Raw genomic sequence first — 17,778 nt, 5'->3', positions numbered from 1 at the left:
ATCTAGAGTGGTGTTCGGCCTGGCGGGCGAGAGTTCCGTTTCAGACGCCGGCCCTCAACTGGCCACCCCATCCGACCGGAAGGCCCCTCAGTGAGCGATGAAGCAGCCGTCCAGGCGCGGACAGCGGACGGTGACGGAACCCTTCACACGTCGGCCACAGTGCGCGAAGCGGTCGCACACGCACTGCAGATGGCGCCCCATGAGCTGGACGACGACCGAGACCTCTTCGAAGTCGGTCTCGACTCACTGATGTTGATGTCCTTGGTCGGCACCTGGCGGCGCGAAGGCAGCACGGTCACCTTCCAGGACCTCACCCGCACGCCGACCCTGGCCGCGTGGACCGCCCTGCTGGTGCAGGAGGAACGCGCCGAGGCATCCGCCACCGCGCCACCCGTCCCGCTCGACGCGGTGACGGCCGAAGGGCGGACGGAGACGTTCCCACTGGCGACGATGCAGCACGCCTACTGGATCGGCCGCCAGGACGGACAGCCCCTCGGTGGCGTCGCCGCGCACTTCTACGTCGAACTCGACGGCCACGAGATCGACCTCGCCCGGCTCGACACCGCCGTGCGGGCGCTCGTGCTGCGGCACGGCATGCTGAGGGCGGTCTTCGACGAGGAGGGACGACAGCGCTTCGGCTCTCCGGCCACTTCCCTCACTGTCCACGACCTGCGTGAGCACACCGCCGTCGAAGCCGAGGCCCAGCTGGAGCTGCTGCGCGAGCGCAACACCCACGCCCGCCCCGACATCACCTCCGGTGACGTCTTCCGCGTGGCCCTCTGTCTGCTCCCCGACGGTAGGACCCGGTTGCAGATCGACCTGGACATGATGGCCGGTGACGCGCTGAGCCTGCGGGTCCTCCTGGCCGACCTGCGCCGCTTCTACGAGTCTCCCGGCGACCAGCCCCGTGAACTCGCCCTCGACTACCGCCGATACCTGGCGGAGCACGACGCACGACGAAAAGCGGAGCGCGAACAGCACGCCGCCTGGTGGCGCAAGCGGCTGCCGGATCTGCCCCGCGCTCCGCGCCTGCCGACGACCGTCGACCCGCTGACGCCGGTGAGTGCCGACGACACCGCGCTCACCCACTCCCGCCGCCTGCACCACTGGCTGGGCCCCGCCGACAAGGCGGCGCTGATCAGCGCGGCGCGCCGGCACGGCATCACCCCCGCCGCCGCGCTCGCCACCGCCTTCGCCGAGGTCATCGCGGCCTGGAGCGACAGCCGGCGCTTCCTGCTCAACCTCCCGCTGTTCGACCGGGAGATGTTCACCCAGGACGTCGCCGGTCTGGTCGGCGACTTCAGCAGCTCGGTCCTGCTCGACGCGGACATGAGTGCCCCCCTTCCCTTCTCCCGGCAGGCCCGCGGCCTCCAGGAACGCCTGCAGGAAGGCATCTCCCACGGCGCGTACGGCGGGGTGGAGGTGCTGCGCGACCTCGCGCGCGTCGAGGGGGCCCCGGTGCTGGCCCCGGTCGTGTACACCAGTGCCATCGGACTGGGGGAGATCTTTGAGCAGGACGTGCAGAAGTCCTTCGGCCGCCCCTCCTGGATCATCTCGCAGGGGCCGCAGGTCCACCTGGACGCGCAGGTCACCGAACTCGACGGCGGTCTCCTCCTCAACTGGGACGTCCGCGACGGTATGTTCGAGGCCGGCGTGCCCGACGCCGCCTTCGCCGCCTACCGCCGCCTCATCACCCGTCTCGTGACGGACCCCGACGCCTGGGACCGTCCGGTGGACGGCCTGCTCGCCCCCGACGTCCTGCCCCGGCGGGCGGTGGCAGCCCTGTCCCCCACGCCGGTCCCGGACCGCGCCCTGCACACCTGCTTCTTCCGGCTCGCCGAGACCGAACCGAACCGCACCGCGGTCGTCCGCACGACGGGTGACACGCTCACCTACGGCGAACTCGGCCGCACGGCACGGAGGATCGCCACGCTGCTGCACGCCCACGGCGTACGGGAGGGAGACACCGTCGCGGTGACCCTGCCCAAGGGCGCCGACCAGATCACCGCGGTCCTCGGCATCCTGGCCGCCGGCGCGGCCTACGCCCCCGTCGGCGTGGAACAACCCGCCGTGCGCCGGGCACGCATCCACTCCGTGGCCGCCGCGTCCGCCGTGCTCACCGACCGGGACCACGCCCACCTGTGCGAGGACGTCTCCTCGGCTCCGGTGCTGCTTCTGGAGGACGCGTCGGAGGCGGAACCCGCGCCGGTCGTCCAGCCGGATCCCGCCCTGCCCGCCTACGTGCTGTTCACGTCAGGCTCGACGGGACTGCCCAAGGGTGTCGAGGTGTCGCACCGGGCGGTCGTCAACACCATCGAGGCGATGGAGGAGCAGCTCGGGCTCGGCCCCTCGGACCGTACGCTCGCTATCTCCGCGCTGGACTTCGACCTCGCCACCTGGGACATCTTCACCCCGCTGTCCCTCGGCGGCCAGGTGGTGACCGTGGGACAGGAGCACCGCCGCGACGCGCACCACTGGGCGCGGCTGGTACGTAAGCACCGGGTGACGTTGGTGCAGTGCGTCCCCGCCCTGCTGGACCTGCTGATGGCCGCAGGCGAGGACGACGGGCTCGGCGACTCCCTGCGCATGGTGCTGCTCGGTGGGGACTGGGTCGGACTCGACCAGCCCCGCAGACTGCGGGCCCTCGTACCAGGCTGCCGTTTCGTGGCACTCGGCGGCATGACGGAAGCCGCGGTCCACTCCACGGTGTTCGAGGTGGAGGAAACCGACCCGGCCTGGAAGTCCGTCCCCTACGGGGTTCCCCTGCGCAACATGCGGGCCCGAGTCGTCGACGGGCGCGGGCGCGACTGCCCCGATCTCGTCCCCGGCGAGCTGTGGATCGGCGGCCCCGGTGTGGCGAACGGCTACCGTGCGGACCCCGCGCGCACGGCGGAACGCTTCGTCGAACACGACGGCGAACGCTGGTACCGCAGCGGCGACCTGGCTCGCTACCGGCCCGACGGAATGATTGAGTTCCTCGGGCGCGCCGACCACCAGGTAAAGATCGGCGGCCATCGCATCGAGCTCGGCGAGGTCGAGTCGGCGCTGGAGGACGACCCCGCCGTCCTGCACGCGGTCGCCACCGTCCTCGACACACCGGCGCGGCACCTCGCCGCGGCCGTGTCCGTCCGCGGTGAGGCACCCGACTCGGAGAAGGTCCGCCTCCGGGCGGCGGACCGACTGCCCGCATACATGGTCCCCGAGCGCCTCCTGGTCCTGCGCGACCTGCCGCTGACCGCCAACGGCAAACTCGACCGGGCCGCCGTCCACCAGGCGCTGAGCGAGGCCGCCGGACAGGACGGACCGCGCACCTCCGTGCCGGTCGGCCCCGTGGAGACGGCTGTGGCGGCCGAGTGGGCAGAGCTGCTCGAGGTGTCCGAGGTGGGTCGCGAGAGCAGCTTCTTCCTGCTGGGCGGCGACTCGCTCGTCGCGACCCGTATGATCGGCCGGCTGCGCGCCGCCGGATTCCCCGGCGCGCGCGTGGCCGACCTCTTCGCCCGTCCCGTGCTCCAGCACTTCTGCGAGACGCTGCACCCCGCGACGACCGTCGGCGATGAGCAGGCACCGGCCGCCGCCCCCCTCCTCGTGCCCGACCAGGGCCACGCCCACGAGTCCTTCCCGCTGACGGACGTCCAGGCCGCCTACCACACCGGCCGCGATCCCCGTTTCACCCTCGGCGGCGTCGGCACCTGGCACTACACGGAGTTCGACGGCACGGACGTCGACCTGGACCGGCTGGAGCGCGCCTGGAACACCCTCGTCCGACGGCACGGCATGCTCCGCGCCGTCGTCGAGGACGGGCACCAGCGGGTCCTGCCCGAGGTGCCGCCGGTGCGCGTCCCGGTGGCGGAGGCCCCTGCCGGCGGCACGGCCGAGGCCCTGGCCGGCCTGCGGGCGCGCCTGTCCCGCCAGGTCCGTGATCCCGCGCGGTGGCCGCTCTTCGCGATCGAGGCGGTGCGCTACCGCGAGGACGAGGACGCCGGGGAGGAGGACGGTGAGGTACGCACTCGCGTCGGCGTCGGCCTGGACTACCTCGTGCTCGACGCGCTCTCCATCACCACGCTCTACGCCGAACTGAACGTGCTCTACGCCGACCCGGACCAGGAGCTGCCACCCGTCGAGGTGACGTTCCGCGACTACCTGACCCGCCTCCCTTCTGACCCCGAGTCGACCGCGCGTGCGCGTGCCCACTGGCAGTCCCGTCTGTCCGAGCTGCCGCCGCCTCCGGCCCTGCCCTTCGACCGCGACCCGGCGACGCTCGACGCGCCCGTCTTCACCCGGCGTCGGCTGAGCCTGCCCGCCGAGGACTGGCAGGCCGTCAAGCGGGACGCGGCCCGGCACGGCCTCACCCCCTCCACCGTTCTGCTCTCTCTGTACGCGGAGGTCCTGGCGACCTGGAGCGGGACCGACGCCCTGACCGTCACGCTCACCCTCTTCAACCGGCGTGACGTCCATCCCCACATCCACCGGGTGCTGGGCGACTTCACCTCCCTGTCCCTCGCCGGTCACCGGCGCGAGGGCACGTCCTGGCTGGCGGCGGCCACGGCGCTGCAACGCCGTCAGGCGGAGGATCTCGATCACGCCGACGTGCCGATCGACTGGCTGCTGCGCGAGTTCGGCCGGCGCACGGGCACAGTGGACGCCGCCGCGCCCGTGGTGTTCACCAGCGCCGTCGGCGTCGGTGACGCGACGCTGGCCGCACCGGGCACCGGCCTGCCCGCCAAGGTCTGGGGCATCTCCCAGTCCCCGCAGGTGTGTCTGGACAACCAGGTCACCGAGGAGTCCGGGAACCTGGTCGTCACCTGGGACGCCGTCGAGGAGCTGTTCCCCGAAGGCGTCCTGGACGCGATGTTCGCCGCCTACGAACGTCTGTTGCGGCACGTCGTCGCTGGCGACTGGGAGGCACCGCTCCCCGACCTGCTGCCGGCCTCTCAGTACGAACGGCGGACCGCTACGGCTCGGGAGGCCGCCCTTGAACCGGTGGCCCCACGCCTGCTGCACGAGGCATTCTTCACCCACGCGACCACCACCCCCGGCCGTAGCGCCCTCGTCACGACGGCCGGTCAGGACGTGACCTATGGATCCCTCGCCCGGCAGGCGCTGCGCGTCGCCGCGGCACTCGGTGACGCGGGCGTACGTCCGGGGAACCTGGTCGCGGTCACGCTACCCAAGGGCCCGGAGCAGATCGCGGCGGTCCTGGGCGTCCTCGCGGCCGGCGCCGCCTACGTTCCCCTGAGTCTCGACCAGCCCGCCGCACGGCTGGCACGGGTGCACACCACCGCCGGATTCGAGGCGGTCCTGGGGAGCTGGCCCACCCAGGAGGGAACCGGCCCCCGCGGTCTGTCCTTCGCGGACACGCAGGACCGCGAGCCGCTGCCTGCGCCCTGCGATGCGTCCCCGGACACGCTCGCTTATGTGATCTTCACGTCCGGCTCCACGGGCGAGCCCAAGGGAGTCGAGATCACCCACGCCGCCGCCTGGAACACGGTCGCCGACATCAACGCCCGGCACGGCATCACCGGCGACGACCGCGCCTTCGCCCTGTCGGCGCTGGACTTCGACCTGTCCGTGTACGACGTCTTCGGGCTCCTCGCCGCAGCAGGGTCCCTCGTGCTGCCCACCGAGGACCAGCGCCGTGAACCGGCCCGCTGGCCGAGCCTGGTGGAGCGGTACGGCGTGACCGTCTGGAACACCGTGCCCGCCCTGCTCGACCTGCTGCTCGACGCCGACGAACAGGGCGGGGAAAATGGCCGGATCGCCGGGCTGCGGACCGCACTCGTCTCCGGTGACTGGATCGGCCTCGACCTGCCCGCCCGGCTGCGGGCCCGGACCGCACGGCCCTGCTCCTTCGTCGCCATGGGCGGAGCCACGGAAGCCGCCATCTGGTCCAACACCCTCACCGTCACCGAGCTGGACCCCCGGTGGGTCTCCATCCCCTACGGACGTCCCCTGACCGGGCAGCACTACCGCGTGGTCGACCGGGACGGCCGGGACTGCCCCGACTGGACGCCCGGCGAACTGTGGATCGGCGGCGCGGGACTGGCCCGCGGCTACCTCGCTGACCCGGCCCGCACCGCCGAGAAGTTCGTCGAGCAGGACGGCCGGCGCTGGTACCGGACGGGTGATCTGGGCCGGTTCCGGGGCGACGGACTGCTGGAGTTCCTCGGCCGGCTCGACAGCCAGCTGAAGATCGCCGGTCACCGCATCGAGGCGGGAGAGATCGAGGCCGCACTGGAAACGCACCCGGCCGTCGCGCGGGCCGCCGTCGTGGCCGTGGGGGAGCGCACCGCCAAGCGCCTGGTCGCCTTCGCCGTACCGCAGGAACCCACCACGGGCGGCGCGACCGCCCCCCAGCCGCTTCTCGCCTGGCCCGGCACACCGGCTCCCGAGGACCCCGAACTCACCGAGGAACTCTTCGCCCTGCTGGCGGAACGGGTGCCGGTCTACGCCGTCCCGTCCCGCATTCTCCTCCTACCCGCCCTGCCCCTCACCGCGAACGGCAAGGCCGACCGGGGAGCCCTGGCCGGCATGGCGGGCCCGCAGGCGGTGTCCGCCGGCGCCGAACCGCCACGGGGCGAGACCGAAGAGGCCCTCGCCGCGCTCTGGCACGGGTACCTGCCGCACTGGGTGCCGGACCGCAACGCCAACTTCTTCACCGCCGGCGGCGACAGCCTCACCGCGCTGCGCCTGCTGACCGCGATCGATCGCCGCCTGGGGGCCGCCGTGCCCGTCCGGCGCTTCTTCGCCGCACCGACCATCGCCGCGCTCGCCGCGGACGTCACCCGAACGCTCGCGGCCCACGGGACCGCCTACGAGACCGGAGAGCTGTGAACATCGCTGAACTGCTGGCCCGCTACGCCGACGACGGCGTGGTGCTGTGGGCCCAGGACGGACAACTGCGCTTCCGGGCCCCCCAGGGCCGGCTCACCGACACGCACCGAGCCGAACTGCGCACGCACAAGGACGCCATCCTGCGCCACCTGGAGGCCGGGGAACCGGCCCTGCATGCCGACCCCGACAACCGCCACGAACCCTTCCCGCTGACGGACATCCAGGCCGCCTACCTCATCGGCCGCACCGACGCCTACGCCTACGGGGGCGTCGGCTGCCACGCCTATGTCGAGCTGGAATACCCCTCCCTGGACGTGGACCGCGCCACCGCCGTGTGGAGGGAACTGGTCCAGCGCCACGACATGCTCCGCGCCGTCGTCCACCACGACGGCTACCAGCGGGTCCTGCCCGACGTACCCGCCCTCGTGGTCGGGACCGACGACCTGACCGCGCTCCCGGTCGGCACCGCCGAGACGGAGCTGGAGCGCACCCGAAGGCGTCTGGCCACCCGCGAGGCACCCACCGACCAGTGGCCGCTCTTCGACGTGCACGTGAGCCGGACCGCCGAGCGGGCCGTACTCCACCTGGCCTTCGACATGCTCGTCATCGACCACGCCAGCCTGCGCATTCTGCTCGCCGAGTTCCAGCGGAGCTACGGCGGCGCCGCCCTCTCCGACGTGCCGCGGATCACCTTCCGCGACTACGTCCTGGCCCGACGCGCTCTCGCCGACAGCGACGCGCACACCCGCGACCGCGCCTACTGGACCGGCCGCCTCGACACCCTGCCGCCCGCCCCCGAACTGCCCCTGGCCGAAGCCTGGGAAGCCGCGGTGAGCGATCCCGGAGAGACAGGCCGCACTCCGGCTCCCGATGACCCGGTGACGTTCCGTCGGCTGGAGATCCTGCTTCCCGCGCCCGACCGGGACCGCCTCACCGAGCGGGCCGCGCGGCGCGGGCTGACCGTGTCGGCCGCCCTGCTCACGGCGTACGCCGAGACGGTCGGCGCCTGGTCACGGACCAGCCGCTTCACGCTCAACGTGCCCACCGTCGACCGGCCCGCCCTGCACGAGGACATCGACCGTCTCATCGGCGACTTCACCTCGCTCGAACTCCTCGCCCTCGACCTCGATGCCCCGGCCGGCTTCGCCGAACGGACCAGGGCCGTGGGGGAGCAGCTCCTCGAGGACCTGGCGCATCCGCTGTTCACCGGCTCGGAGGTGCTCGCCGAGCTCTCCCGCAGGGCCGGCGCGCCGGTACTGATGCCGGTCGTCTTCACCAGCGCTCTGGGCACCGGAGCCACTTCCGAGGGTGTTCCCCCCGAGGTGACGTACGCCGTGACCCGGACGCCGCAGGTGTGGCTCGACTGCCAGGTCATGCACCGCGGTGACGCGCTGAGCCTGTCCTGGGACATCCGGGCGGGCGCGCTCGCCCACGGAGTGGCCGACGCCATGTTCGAGGCGTACACGGGACTCGTACAGTCGCTGTCGGCCGAGGGAGAAGCCGGTGAGGCCGCCTGGGACGCCCCGGCACGCATCCCCCTGCCCGAGACGCAGGCGACGCGCAGGCGCGCGGTCAACGCGACCGAGGGGCCCCTGCCGGATGCCCTGCTCCACGAACCCGTGCTCGCGCAGGCACAGGCCACACCGGACGCGATCGCCGTCCGGACCCCCGAAGTCGCCCTCACCTACCGACAGCTCGTGGCCCGCGCGGGCGCTCTCGCCGAGGCACTGACGGCAGCCGGGCTGCGTCCCGAGGAGCCCGTGGCCATCTGGGCGGACAAGGGCTGGGAGCAGGTCGTCGCGGTCTTCGGCACCCTCATGGCGGGCGGCGCCTACCTGCCCGTCGACACCGCTCAGCCACCGGCCCGCCGGGACACGATCATCGCGGACGCGGGCGTCCGCACCGTTCTCACCCAGTCCTGGCTCGCCGAGATCGACGACCTGCCGGAGAACGTCACGGCCATCGCCGTCGACCTCCTCCTCGGTGACACCGCCGCCACGCCGGACGCGGCGGGAGCCCGACGCGACCCGGACGACCTCGCCTACATCATCTACACCTCGGGCTCCACCGGCACGCCCAAGGGCGTGATGATCAGTCACCGCGCCGCCCGAAACACCGTCGAGGACATCAACCGCCGCTACGGCGTCACCGCACGCGACCGCGTCCTCGGCATCGCGGGACTCGGCTTCGACCTGTCCGTCTACGACCTGTTCGGGCCGCTCGCGGTGGGCGCCACCCTCGTCCTGCCCGCGGCCGACCGGCGCGGCGACCCCTCCCACTGGGCCGAACTCGTCCGCGACTACGGGGTGACCGTGTGGAACTCGGTCCCCGGTCAGCTCCACATGCTGTGCGACTGGCTCCGCTCCGAACCCCCCGCCGACGACGCCTCGCTACGGCTCGCGCTGATATCCGGCGACTGGATACCGGTCTCGCTGCCCGACCAGGCCCGCGCACTCCTGCCGGGGCTGGAGATCATCTCCCTCGGCGGCGCCACCGAGGGCTCCATCTGGTCCATCGCCCACCCGATCGGCGACGTGGACACGGCCCGCCCGAGCATCCCCTACGGCAAGCCCCTGACCAACCAGACGTTCGCCGTACTCGACCGGCACCTGCGACCCCGCCCCGAATGGGTACCGGGCGAGCTGTACATCGGCGGCACAGGCGTCGCCCTGGGCTACTTCGGCGACGAGGAGCGCACGACACAGCGATTCCTCACCGACCCCGTCACCGGAGAGCGGTTGTACCGCACGGGCGACCTCGGGCGGTACCTCCCCGACGGGACCATCGAGTTCCTGGGCCGCGAGGACGCCCAGGTCAAGATCCGCGGATACCGGGTCGAGCTCGCCGAGGTGGAGGCCGCCGTACAGGCCCACCCGGCGGTCGCGGCGGGCGCGGCCGTCGTCGACGACTCCGCGGCGGGCGGACGGCGCCTGGCCGCGTTCGTGGAGACGGCCCGCAAGGACGGTGGGCCGGCCGGTCATTTCGGGGCGCCGACCAGGGACGGCGAGGAGCCCGCTGCGGCGAGGCGGGCCCAGGCGCGGACAGTTGCCGCCGACGCCGTACGTGAAGCCTCCGCGGCCGTCGACACCGTGCGGCTCACCGACTTCCTGGCAGCCCTCGACGAAGTGGCGATCACCGAGATGACGCGCGTCCTCGCCGCCTCCGGAACGTTCGCCGACGACGCGTCGCGCACGGCGGAGGAAGTGGGCGCGGCCCTGCACGCCACGCCCCGCCACCGGCACATCGTGCGGCGCTGGCTGCGCGCCCTGGCCGCCCGGGACAGGCTCACCCACCGGGCCACGGACGACACCTACACCGGCCTTGTCCACGTCTCCGACATTGAGAGGGAGCGCCGCTGGCAGCGGGCCGCGGCGCTGGAGCACGAGGTCGGCTGGAGCACGGAGCTGCTCACCGTCATGCGTACCTGTGCCGAGCGGCTGCCCGAGCTGGTTTCCGGCGAGACGGGCATTCAGGAGCTGCTCTTTCCCGGCGCGGCAACGGAGGCCGCGGACGCCGCCTACCGCGACAACCTCGCCATCCGGCACCTCAACCGGGCGGTGGTCGCCGCGCTGCGCGAGATCGCCGCCGGTCACACCGGCGAGGAGCGGCTGCGCGTCCTCGAAGTGGGCGGCGGTGTCGGTGGCACCACCGGCGAACTGGTGCCCGTCCTCGCCGAGTACGGCGTCGACTACCTGTTCACCGACGCCTCCGCGTTCTTCCTGAACGAGGCCCGCGAGCGCTTCGCCGACCACGCATGGGTGCGCTACCAGCGCTTCGACGTCGACGAGGACCCGCGCGCCCAGCAGCTGCTGCCCAACACCTTCGACGTAGTGATCTGCGCCAACACGCTGCACGCCGCCGCCGACGCGGACGCGGCCGTGGGCCGACTGCGGGAACTACTTGTTCCCGGAGGACAACTCGTGTTCGTGGAGAACACCCGCGACGAGAACCTCCCGCTACTCGTCTCCATGGAGTTCCTGGAGGTCGCCGGCCGGACCTGGACCGATGTGCGCGAGCACACCGGGCAGTCCTTCCTCACCCACACCCAATGGCGGGAACTCCTCGACACGCACGGGGCGTCCGAGGTCACGTCACTGCCCGACGCCCGAGACGCCCTGGCACTCACCGGTCAGGAGGTCTTCTTCGCCACGCTGAAGGACGACCGGTACCACGTCCCCGTGGGCGAGCTGGCCCGCACGGCGGCCACCCGCCTCCCGGAGTACATGCTCCCCTCGGTGTGGCAGGTCGTCGACACCCTGCCCCGCACGGCCAACGGCAAGACCGACCGCTCCCGTCTGCGGACCTGGCTGCCCCGCGAGAGCGCACCGGTCGTCGTGGACGAGCAGCCGAAGGACGAGCTGGAGAACAGCCTCGCCGGGCTGTGGACGGAGCTCCTCGCGGTCGAGCGCGTCACCCGGAACGACGACTTCTTCGACCTCGGCGGCGACTCGCTCCTGGTGGCCCGCATGGTGGGCCGGCTGCGGGAACGCGTACCGCAGGCGGCGGACCTGGAGTGGGAGATCGTCCTGCGCCACATGCTGCGCCGCCCCACGGTCGCCGGTCTCGCCGGGTTCCTGCGCGGCCTGGCCGGCGCCGAGGACGCGCCCGCGACGGAGGCCGTACGCACGGACCCGGTGATCCACCTGCACGGCGCCCGCTCCGACGACGAGCCGACGACCGTCCTGGTGCACGCGGGAACGGCGACGATCATGCCGTACCGGGCGCTGATCACCGAGATCAGGCGCCGTTCACCGGGCGTAGCCGAGGTCGTCGGCGTGGAAGTCCCGGATCTGCACGGGTTTCTCAACGCGCCGCCGGAGGGGCTCATCGAGCGGATGGCGGCCGACTACGCGCGGGCACTGACGGCCGACGGACGCAGCCGCTTCCACGTTGTCGGCTACTGCCTGGGCGGTCTGATCGCCACCGAGGTCGCCCGCAACCTGGCCGAGTCGGGGGCGGAGGTGGAGAGCCTCACCGTCATCAGCAGCCACAGTCCACGCTTCCGGCTCGACGACGAACTGCTCGCCGAGTACTCCTTCGCCGTCATGATGGGCATCGACCCGGTGGACCTCGGCTTCCCGGGCGACCAGTACCGGGTGGCCGCGGCGGCCGACACGGTCCTGGCCGCCAGTCCCGGCGTACTGCCGGACGGCGGACTCGCCGCGCTGCCCGAGGAGTTCGAGGACGTCGCGGGTTGCTTCCGGCGACTCGCCGACGTTCCCCGGGCCACCCGCATCGCGCGGATGTGCGAGGCGGTGCCCGCTTCGGCAGGCACCTACGAACCCGACCACATGACACGGCTCTTCCTCGCCTTCCGCCAGAGCGTCTTCGCCATCACCCGTTACGACGCCGAGCCCTACGCGGGCGACATCACCTTCCTGCGCCACGACGGCGCCTACCCCTTCCCCGGCAGCAAGGACGCCGTCACCGCCTACTGGGAGGAACTGACCCTGGGCGACCTTGACATCGTCGACATCGGCGGCGACCACTACAGCTGCCTGTCCGTCGAACACGCGCCCGGCATCCTCAAGACCCTCGACGGGCTGACCCAGGGGGCGATCACCCGATGACCAAGCCTCTGATCGGGGTCCTCGGCGCCTCCGGGGCGGTCGGCCGGGCCGCCGTGCGGGAACTGCGCGCACTCGGCCACACCGGGCTGCGTCTGGGCGGCCGTACCGCGTCGGCCCTGTGCGCGGTCGCCGAGGAGGACCCCACCGGCCATGACGAGACCGTGTGGGCGGACGCCACCGCACCGGACGGCCTGCGCGCCTTCACCGACGGCTGCGACATCGTCCTCAACTGCGTCGGCCCCACCTACCGGCTCCGCGCCACGGTGGCCGCCGCCGCACTTGCCGCAGGCGCCCACTGCGTCGACGTGGCCGGGGACGACCCGGCCGCCGAAGACCTCCTCGCGGCCGGCGACCCGGCCCACGACGGCCGCACCGTCGTCCTTTCGGCGGGAGCGCTGCCCGGACTGTCGAGCCTGCTGCCGCGCTGGCTGGCCGGGCAGGGCCTGGACAGCGCCTCCTTGCTGACCGCCCACTGCGGCGGCCTGGAGACCTGCTCGCCGACGGTGGCGCACGACCTCATGCTCTCCCTCACCTCCGGAGGCGCCGACGGCGCGGCATACGGCGAGGCCCTCGCCGCCGTCCGCGGCGGCCGGCGCGTCCCGCGCGCCCTGCGAACGGCCGAGGACACCGAACACCGGGCCTTCCCCGGCCGGGTGGCCCTCCAGCCCTATCTGAGCGGGGAGAGCGAACGCCTCGCCACCGCTCTCGGCCTCGACCGGCTCGACTGGTACAACGTCCACCCCGGCCCCGCCGTACGCGCCCTGCTCAACCGACTGCCGGGCCGCCTCGCCGCCGGGGACGACCCGGCGGAGCTGGCGGACCGGCTGATCCTCGCCGCCGACCTCGACCTGGCCGGACGCAAGCCGTACTACGTCATGGACTTCGCGCTGTCGGGCACCGCGTCCGGACGGCCGGCGACCGCGGGACTGACCCTGCGCGCGTCCAGCAGCTACCGCCTCACGGCGGCCGTGGGCACGCTGGCGGTGGACGCGGTACTGCGGGGCGAGGTCCCGGCGGGCGTGCACTTCGCCTGCGAGGTGCTGGACCCGGACACCGTGGTCGGGCACCTGCGGTCACATGGGGCCGCCGACTTCCGGCTCACCGGCGCGGCGGTCGGCGCCGACCAGGTGGAAGAAGGTGTGCTGTGAGCGAAGCGTCGTCGCCGCTGCGCGTACTGGTCTGCGGCACCAACTTCGGGCGCTTCTACGCGGAGGCGGTACGCCGGCGCCCCGGATACGTCCTGGCCGGAATCCTGAGCCGGGGTTCGGCAGCGTCCCGGGCGTACGCCCAGAGCGTCGGCGTCCCGTTCTTCACGGAGGTCGACGACCTCCCGGCGGGCATCGACGCCGCCTGCGTCGCGGTGAGTTCCTCCATTTCGGGCGGCCAGGGGACCGAGCTGGCCCGGGCACTCATGGACCGGGGCATCCACGTCCTCCAGGAGCATCCCGTCCACCTCACCGAGTTGACGGGCAACCTCAGACACGCCCGCAAGCGGGGAGTGCAGTACCGGCTCAACACCCACTATCCGCACGTCGCCCCGGTCCGCGCCTTCGTCGAGGCGGCCCGTCGGCTCGTCGCAGAGCAGCGGCCGCTCTTCGTGGACGCGGCCACCCCGGTCCACCTGATGCACCCCTTGGTGGACATCCTCGGGCAGGCGATGGGCACGCTGCGGCCCTGGCGGTTCGCGGACCCGGCACCGCTGCCCGCCGAGATCGGACCGCAGCCGTTCCGCTCCCTGCACGGCGTGTTCGCCGGCGTGCCCCTCACCCTGCGGGTGCACCACCAACTCGACCCGTCCGACCGGGACAACCACGCCCTGCACTGGCACCGGATATCGCTCGGGACCGAGGGCGGAGTGCTCACCCTGGCCGACACCCACGGCCCCGTGCTGTGGAGCCCTCGGCTGCACATCGGGCGCGACGCGGACCGGCGGTTCGTCCTGGACGGTCCGGGCACCGGCCGACTCGGGCTCGGGACCACGGCGGTGGTCGGCACCACGGTGTCCTTCCGTACGGTCTTCTCCGACCTGTGGCCCGAAGCGATCGGCACGGCCCTCGACGGACTCCGCGAGGCTGTCGTGCAGGGCGGCGACGCCTTGCGCGCGGGCCAGTACGACCTGGCCGTGTGCCGTATCTGGACCGACCTCGCGGCCCGGCTCGGGCCACCCGAGATCGTTCGGCCGGCCACGCCCCGGCCTTTGGCGGTCAGTGACGTCTTCCCTGTGCCGGAGGAATTCTCGCGCGAGACAACGTCCCTCCCCGGACCGGCCTCCCCTCCCGGCAACCGGCCGGCTCCTGCCGGGGAGCGGGTCGGCCCTTCACCGCAGACCGATCCGCCCCGCCCCGAGGACGCCGCCGCGTACTCTCCGTCGGCCGAGTTCTTCGACCTCGTCGCCGCCGAGCACACCGCGACCTCCAGCGCCCCCGCGATCGCCGCCCTCCTCGCCGACGCCGACCTGAGCACCGGTCCGGTCGTCGACATCGGCGCGGGCACCGGCCTGGTGACCGAGGCCGTGGTCCGGGCCCGGCCGGACGCGGAGGTCATCGCCTGCGAACCGTCGGTCGGCATGCGCGCCGTGCTGACCAGCCGGGTCTTCAGCGACGAGGACCTGCGCACGCGTGTGACCGTCACCGCGGACTCAGCTCCCGACCTGGAACTCCCGGACCGGATCAGCGTCGTCCTGCTCTGCGGAGTCCTCGGCCACCTCGACGCCGAAGAGCGGGCCGGGCTGTGGCGGCGGTTGATCCGACGGCTCGCGCCCGGCGGGCTGGTGGTCGTCGAACTCATGCAGTTCGAAAGCCCCTTGACCCTTCCCGAGACCCGGCTCGCCACCACCAGAGCCGGCCGCCATCGCTACGAGTGGTCGTTCGGCGGAGCACCTGACGAGACGGCTGCCGGAGTGATGCGCCTGAACTCCACCTGGCGGGTCTATCGGGACGACGCCGCCCAACCGGAACGCGAGGTGCGCGACTCCTACCGCTGGGCGCCCTTCGGACTGAAGGACGTGGCGACCGAGTCCGGCATGGCGGCACGTGCCCTGCCCACCCGCCCCGGAGCACCCCCGCTGGCCGTGCTCACCCGGGCACCGGGCAGCCCCGGCCCGGCCGCCGCACCGCAACTTCCGCACGCACGGCCCTCGTTCGGCGGCCCGGACGCCTCGCGCACCACCACCTCACTCGTCTCCTCCTCCACCGACGGCTAGGACAACCCCATGAACACCCCAGAGACCTCGACGGCGTCCCACGCCTCCGACCCACTCCGCACGGATGCCGCGCCCGAACCCGCTGCCGAGCCCCTGGACTTCCCGATCCAGCGCGGCTGCCCCTTCGCCGCGCCCGCGGAGTACGCCGCCCTGCGCACCCACGACCCGGTCGCCCGCGTCACCCTGCCGACCAAGAAAGAAGCCTGGGTGGTCACCCGCTACGACGACGTCCGCGAACTGCTCTCCGACCCCCGTGTCAGCGCCGACATCCGCCGCCCCAACTTTCCGGCCCTCGGCGAGGGCGAACAGGAGGCCGGGGCCAGGTTCCGTCCCTTCATCCGGACCGACGCCCCCGAGCACACCAAGTACCGGCGGATGCTCCTGCCGGTGTTCACGGTGCGCCGGGTGCGGGCGATGCGCCCCGCCGTACAGGCACGGGTGGACGAGATCCTGGACAGCATGCTCGCCGCCGGCGGCCCCGCGGACTTCGTCTCCGCGTACGCCAACGCCGTCTCCACCTCGGTGATCTGCGAACTGCTCGGAATCCCGGGCGAGAACCTGGAGTTCTTCCGGGACGTCACCCGGATCTCCGGCTCCCGGAACAGCACCGCCGAACAGGTGTCCGAAGCCCTCGGTGGCCTCTTCGGCCTGCTCGCCGAACTGGTCGGCAAGCGGCGGGAGGAGCCCCGCGACGACCTGATCTCCAAGCTCGTGACCGAGCAGCTCGTCCCCGGCCACGTGACCATGGACCAGCTGCTGTCCACCCTCGGCATCACCATCAACGCCGGCCGCGAGACCACCACCAGCATGATCGCCCTGGGCACTCTGCTCCTCCTGGACCAGCCGGAGCTGATGGAGGAACTGCGCCGAGACACCTCCCTCATGCCCGCAGCCGTCGACGAACTCCTGCGCGTCCTGTCCGTCGCCGACTCCATTCCCCTGCGCGTGGCCGCCGAGGACATCGACCTGTCCGGCCGGACGATCCCCGCCGACGACGGCGTCATCGCCCTCCTGGCCGGGGCCAACCACGACCCCGAGCAGTTCGACGAGCCGGAGCGGGTCGACTTCCACCGCACCGACAACCACCACGTCGCGTTCGGCTACGGCGTCCACCAGTGCGTCGGACAGCACCTGGCCCGGCTGGAGCTGGAGGTCGCGCTGGAGACACTCATCCGCCGCGTCCCCACCCTCCGCCTCGCCGGGGACCGGGAAGACGTCGTCATCAAGCACGACTCGGCCACCTTCGGCCTCGAAGAACTGAGGGTGACCTGGTGACCGTCCCACCGAATGCGTCCACGCGGCCCTCCGCCCGCGCAGCCCGGGCCGACAGCCCCTGGATCAGGCGGTGGAGCGGCGGATCCGCCCCCCGGTACACGCTCGTCTGCCTGCCGCACGCGGGCGGCACCGCGGGCTTCTACCGGCCCTGGGCGGCACTGATGCCCCCAGAGGTCGAACTCCTCGCCATCCAGTACCCCGGCCGCGAGGACCGCTTCGAGGACACCGAGGCGGCCGACATGCACGAGCTGGTGGGTGCGGTGGCGGACGCTCTCCAACCGCTGATCGACCGGCCGTACGCCCTCTTCGGACACAGCATGGGCTCCGCCGTGGCCTGGGAACTGGCCCACGAACTCACCGGCCGCAAAGTCCCCGGCCCACAACGGCTGTTCGCGTCCGGCCGGGCCGCTCCCGGCACCGCGGTGACCGGACACCTGCACCGCCAGAACGACGAGACACTGAGCGTCGAACTGGCCCGACTCGGCGGCACCAGCCGCGAGGTTCTGGACGATCCCGGGCTGCGGTCCCTGGTCCTCAAGGCCATACGCCACGACTACCGGATCATCGAGACCTACCGGCCGGCGGACCGGCCGCCACTGTCCTGCCCCCTGCACGTCCTGACCGGCAGCGCGGACCCCGAACTCGGCGAGGAACGCAGCCGCGACCGGGCAGGGGGCTGGGCGGACCTCACCACCGCCCGCACCGAGGTACGGGCTTTCCCCGGCGACCACTTCTACCTCACGCCCCGGCGCCGCGAGGTCGTCGCCACCGTCCTGCGCCGGCTGGACCCCTCGCTGACCACCGGCGGCGCACGCACCTGGCCGAGCACCCCGTGAACCGTGACCACGCGGCGAGCCCGACGCCGCGCCGCACGCCCACCCGCACACGACCCGCCACGCC

General features: G+C 72.7%; 6 protein-coding genes. All 6 read left to right on the top strand.

All coding sequences use genetic code 11. The annotated features are described in order from the left end of the window. Window positions 1-189 precede the first annotated feature (189 nt). The 6 genes from RI578_RS07270 to RI578_RS07245 are packed head-to-tail and all read left to right on the top strand — an operon-like array spanning window position 190 to window position 17,714. Window positions 190-6,831 (top strand): non-ribosomal peptide synthetase, encoded by a 6,642-nt coding sequence (locus tag RI578_RS07270; protein WP_310870315.1) that lies wholly within the window; start codon window positions 190-192, stop codon window positions 6,829-6,831. Continuing rightward, entirely contained in the window at window positions 6,828-12,401 is a 5,574-nt protein-coding gene (locus RI578_RS07265; RefSeq protein WP_310870314.1) for a non-ribosomal peptide synthetase, read from the top strand. Before RI578_RS07270 ends, RI578_RS07265 begins: the two co-directional genes overlap by 4 nt. Beyond that, window positions 12,398-13,549: a saccharopine dehydrogenase NADP-binding domain-containing protein gene (locus tag RI578_RS07260; protein WP_310870313.1), complete on the top strand. Its 1,152-nt coding sequence runs from the start codon at window positions 12,398-12,400 to the stop codon at window positions 13,547-13,549. The genes RI578_RS07265 and RI578_RS07260 overlap by 4 nt, the downstream gene beginning before the upstream one ends. Then, window positions 13,546-15,603 carry a Gfo/Idh/MocA family oxidoreductase gene (locus RI578_RS07255; RefSeq protein ID WP_310870312.1) on the top strand — a complete coding sequence of 686 codons (2,058 nt, stop codon included), beginning with the start codon at window positions 13,546-13,548 and terminating at the stop codon, window positions 15,601-15,603. Before RI578_RS07260 ends, RI578_RS07255 begins: the two co-directional genes overlap by 4 nt. A 9-nt stretch (window positions 15,604-15,612) precedes the next feature. Further along, window positions 15,613-16,878: a cytochrome P450 gene (locus tag RI578_RS07250; RefSeq protein ID WP_310870311.1), complete on the top strand. Its 1,266-nt coding sequence runs from the start codon at window positions 15,613-15,615 to the stop codon at window positions 16,876-16,878. After that, window positions 16,875-17,714 carry an alpha/beta fold hydrolase gene (locus RI578_RS07245; protein WP_310870310.1) on the top strand — a complete coding sequence of 280 codons (840 nt, stop codon included), beginning with the start codon at window positions 16,875-16,877 and terminating at the stop codon, window positions 17,712-17,714. The genes RI578_RS07250 and RI578_RS07245 overlap by 4 nt, the downstream gene beginning before the upstream one ends. The last annotated feature ends 64 nt before the right edge of the window (window positions 17,715-17,778 follow it).

Source organism: Streptomyces sp. BB1-1-1 (assembly GCF_031597775.1).
Lineage (GTDB): Bacteria > Actinomycetota > Actinomycetes > Streptomycetales > Streptomycetaceae > Streptomyces > Streptomyces thinghirensis.
Note: the sequence above shows the minus strand (reverse complement) of the source record. Positions and strands in the feature narration are given on the sequence as shown.

What these genes read in the sequence shown, in the direction of transcription:
- RI578_RS07250 (WP_310870311.1), top strand. Translation starts at nt 15,613, where the DNA reads ATGAACACCCCAGAGACCTCGACGGCGTCCCACGCCTCCGACCCACTC.
- RI578_RS07270 (WP_310870315.1), top strand. Translation starts at nt 190, where the DNA reads ATGGCGCCCCATGAGCTGGACGACGACCGAGACCTCTTCGAAGTCGGT.
- RI578_RS07260 (WP_310870313.1), top strand. Translation starts at nt 12,398, where the DNA reads ATGACCAAGCCTCTGATCGGGGTCCTCGGCGCCTCCGGGGCGGTCGGC.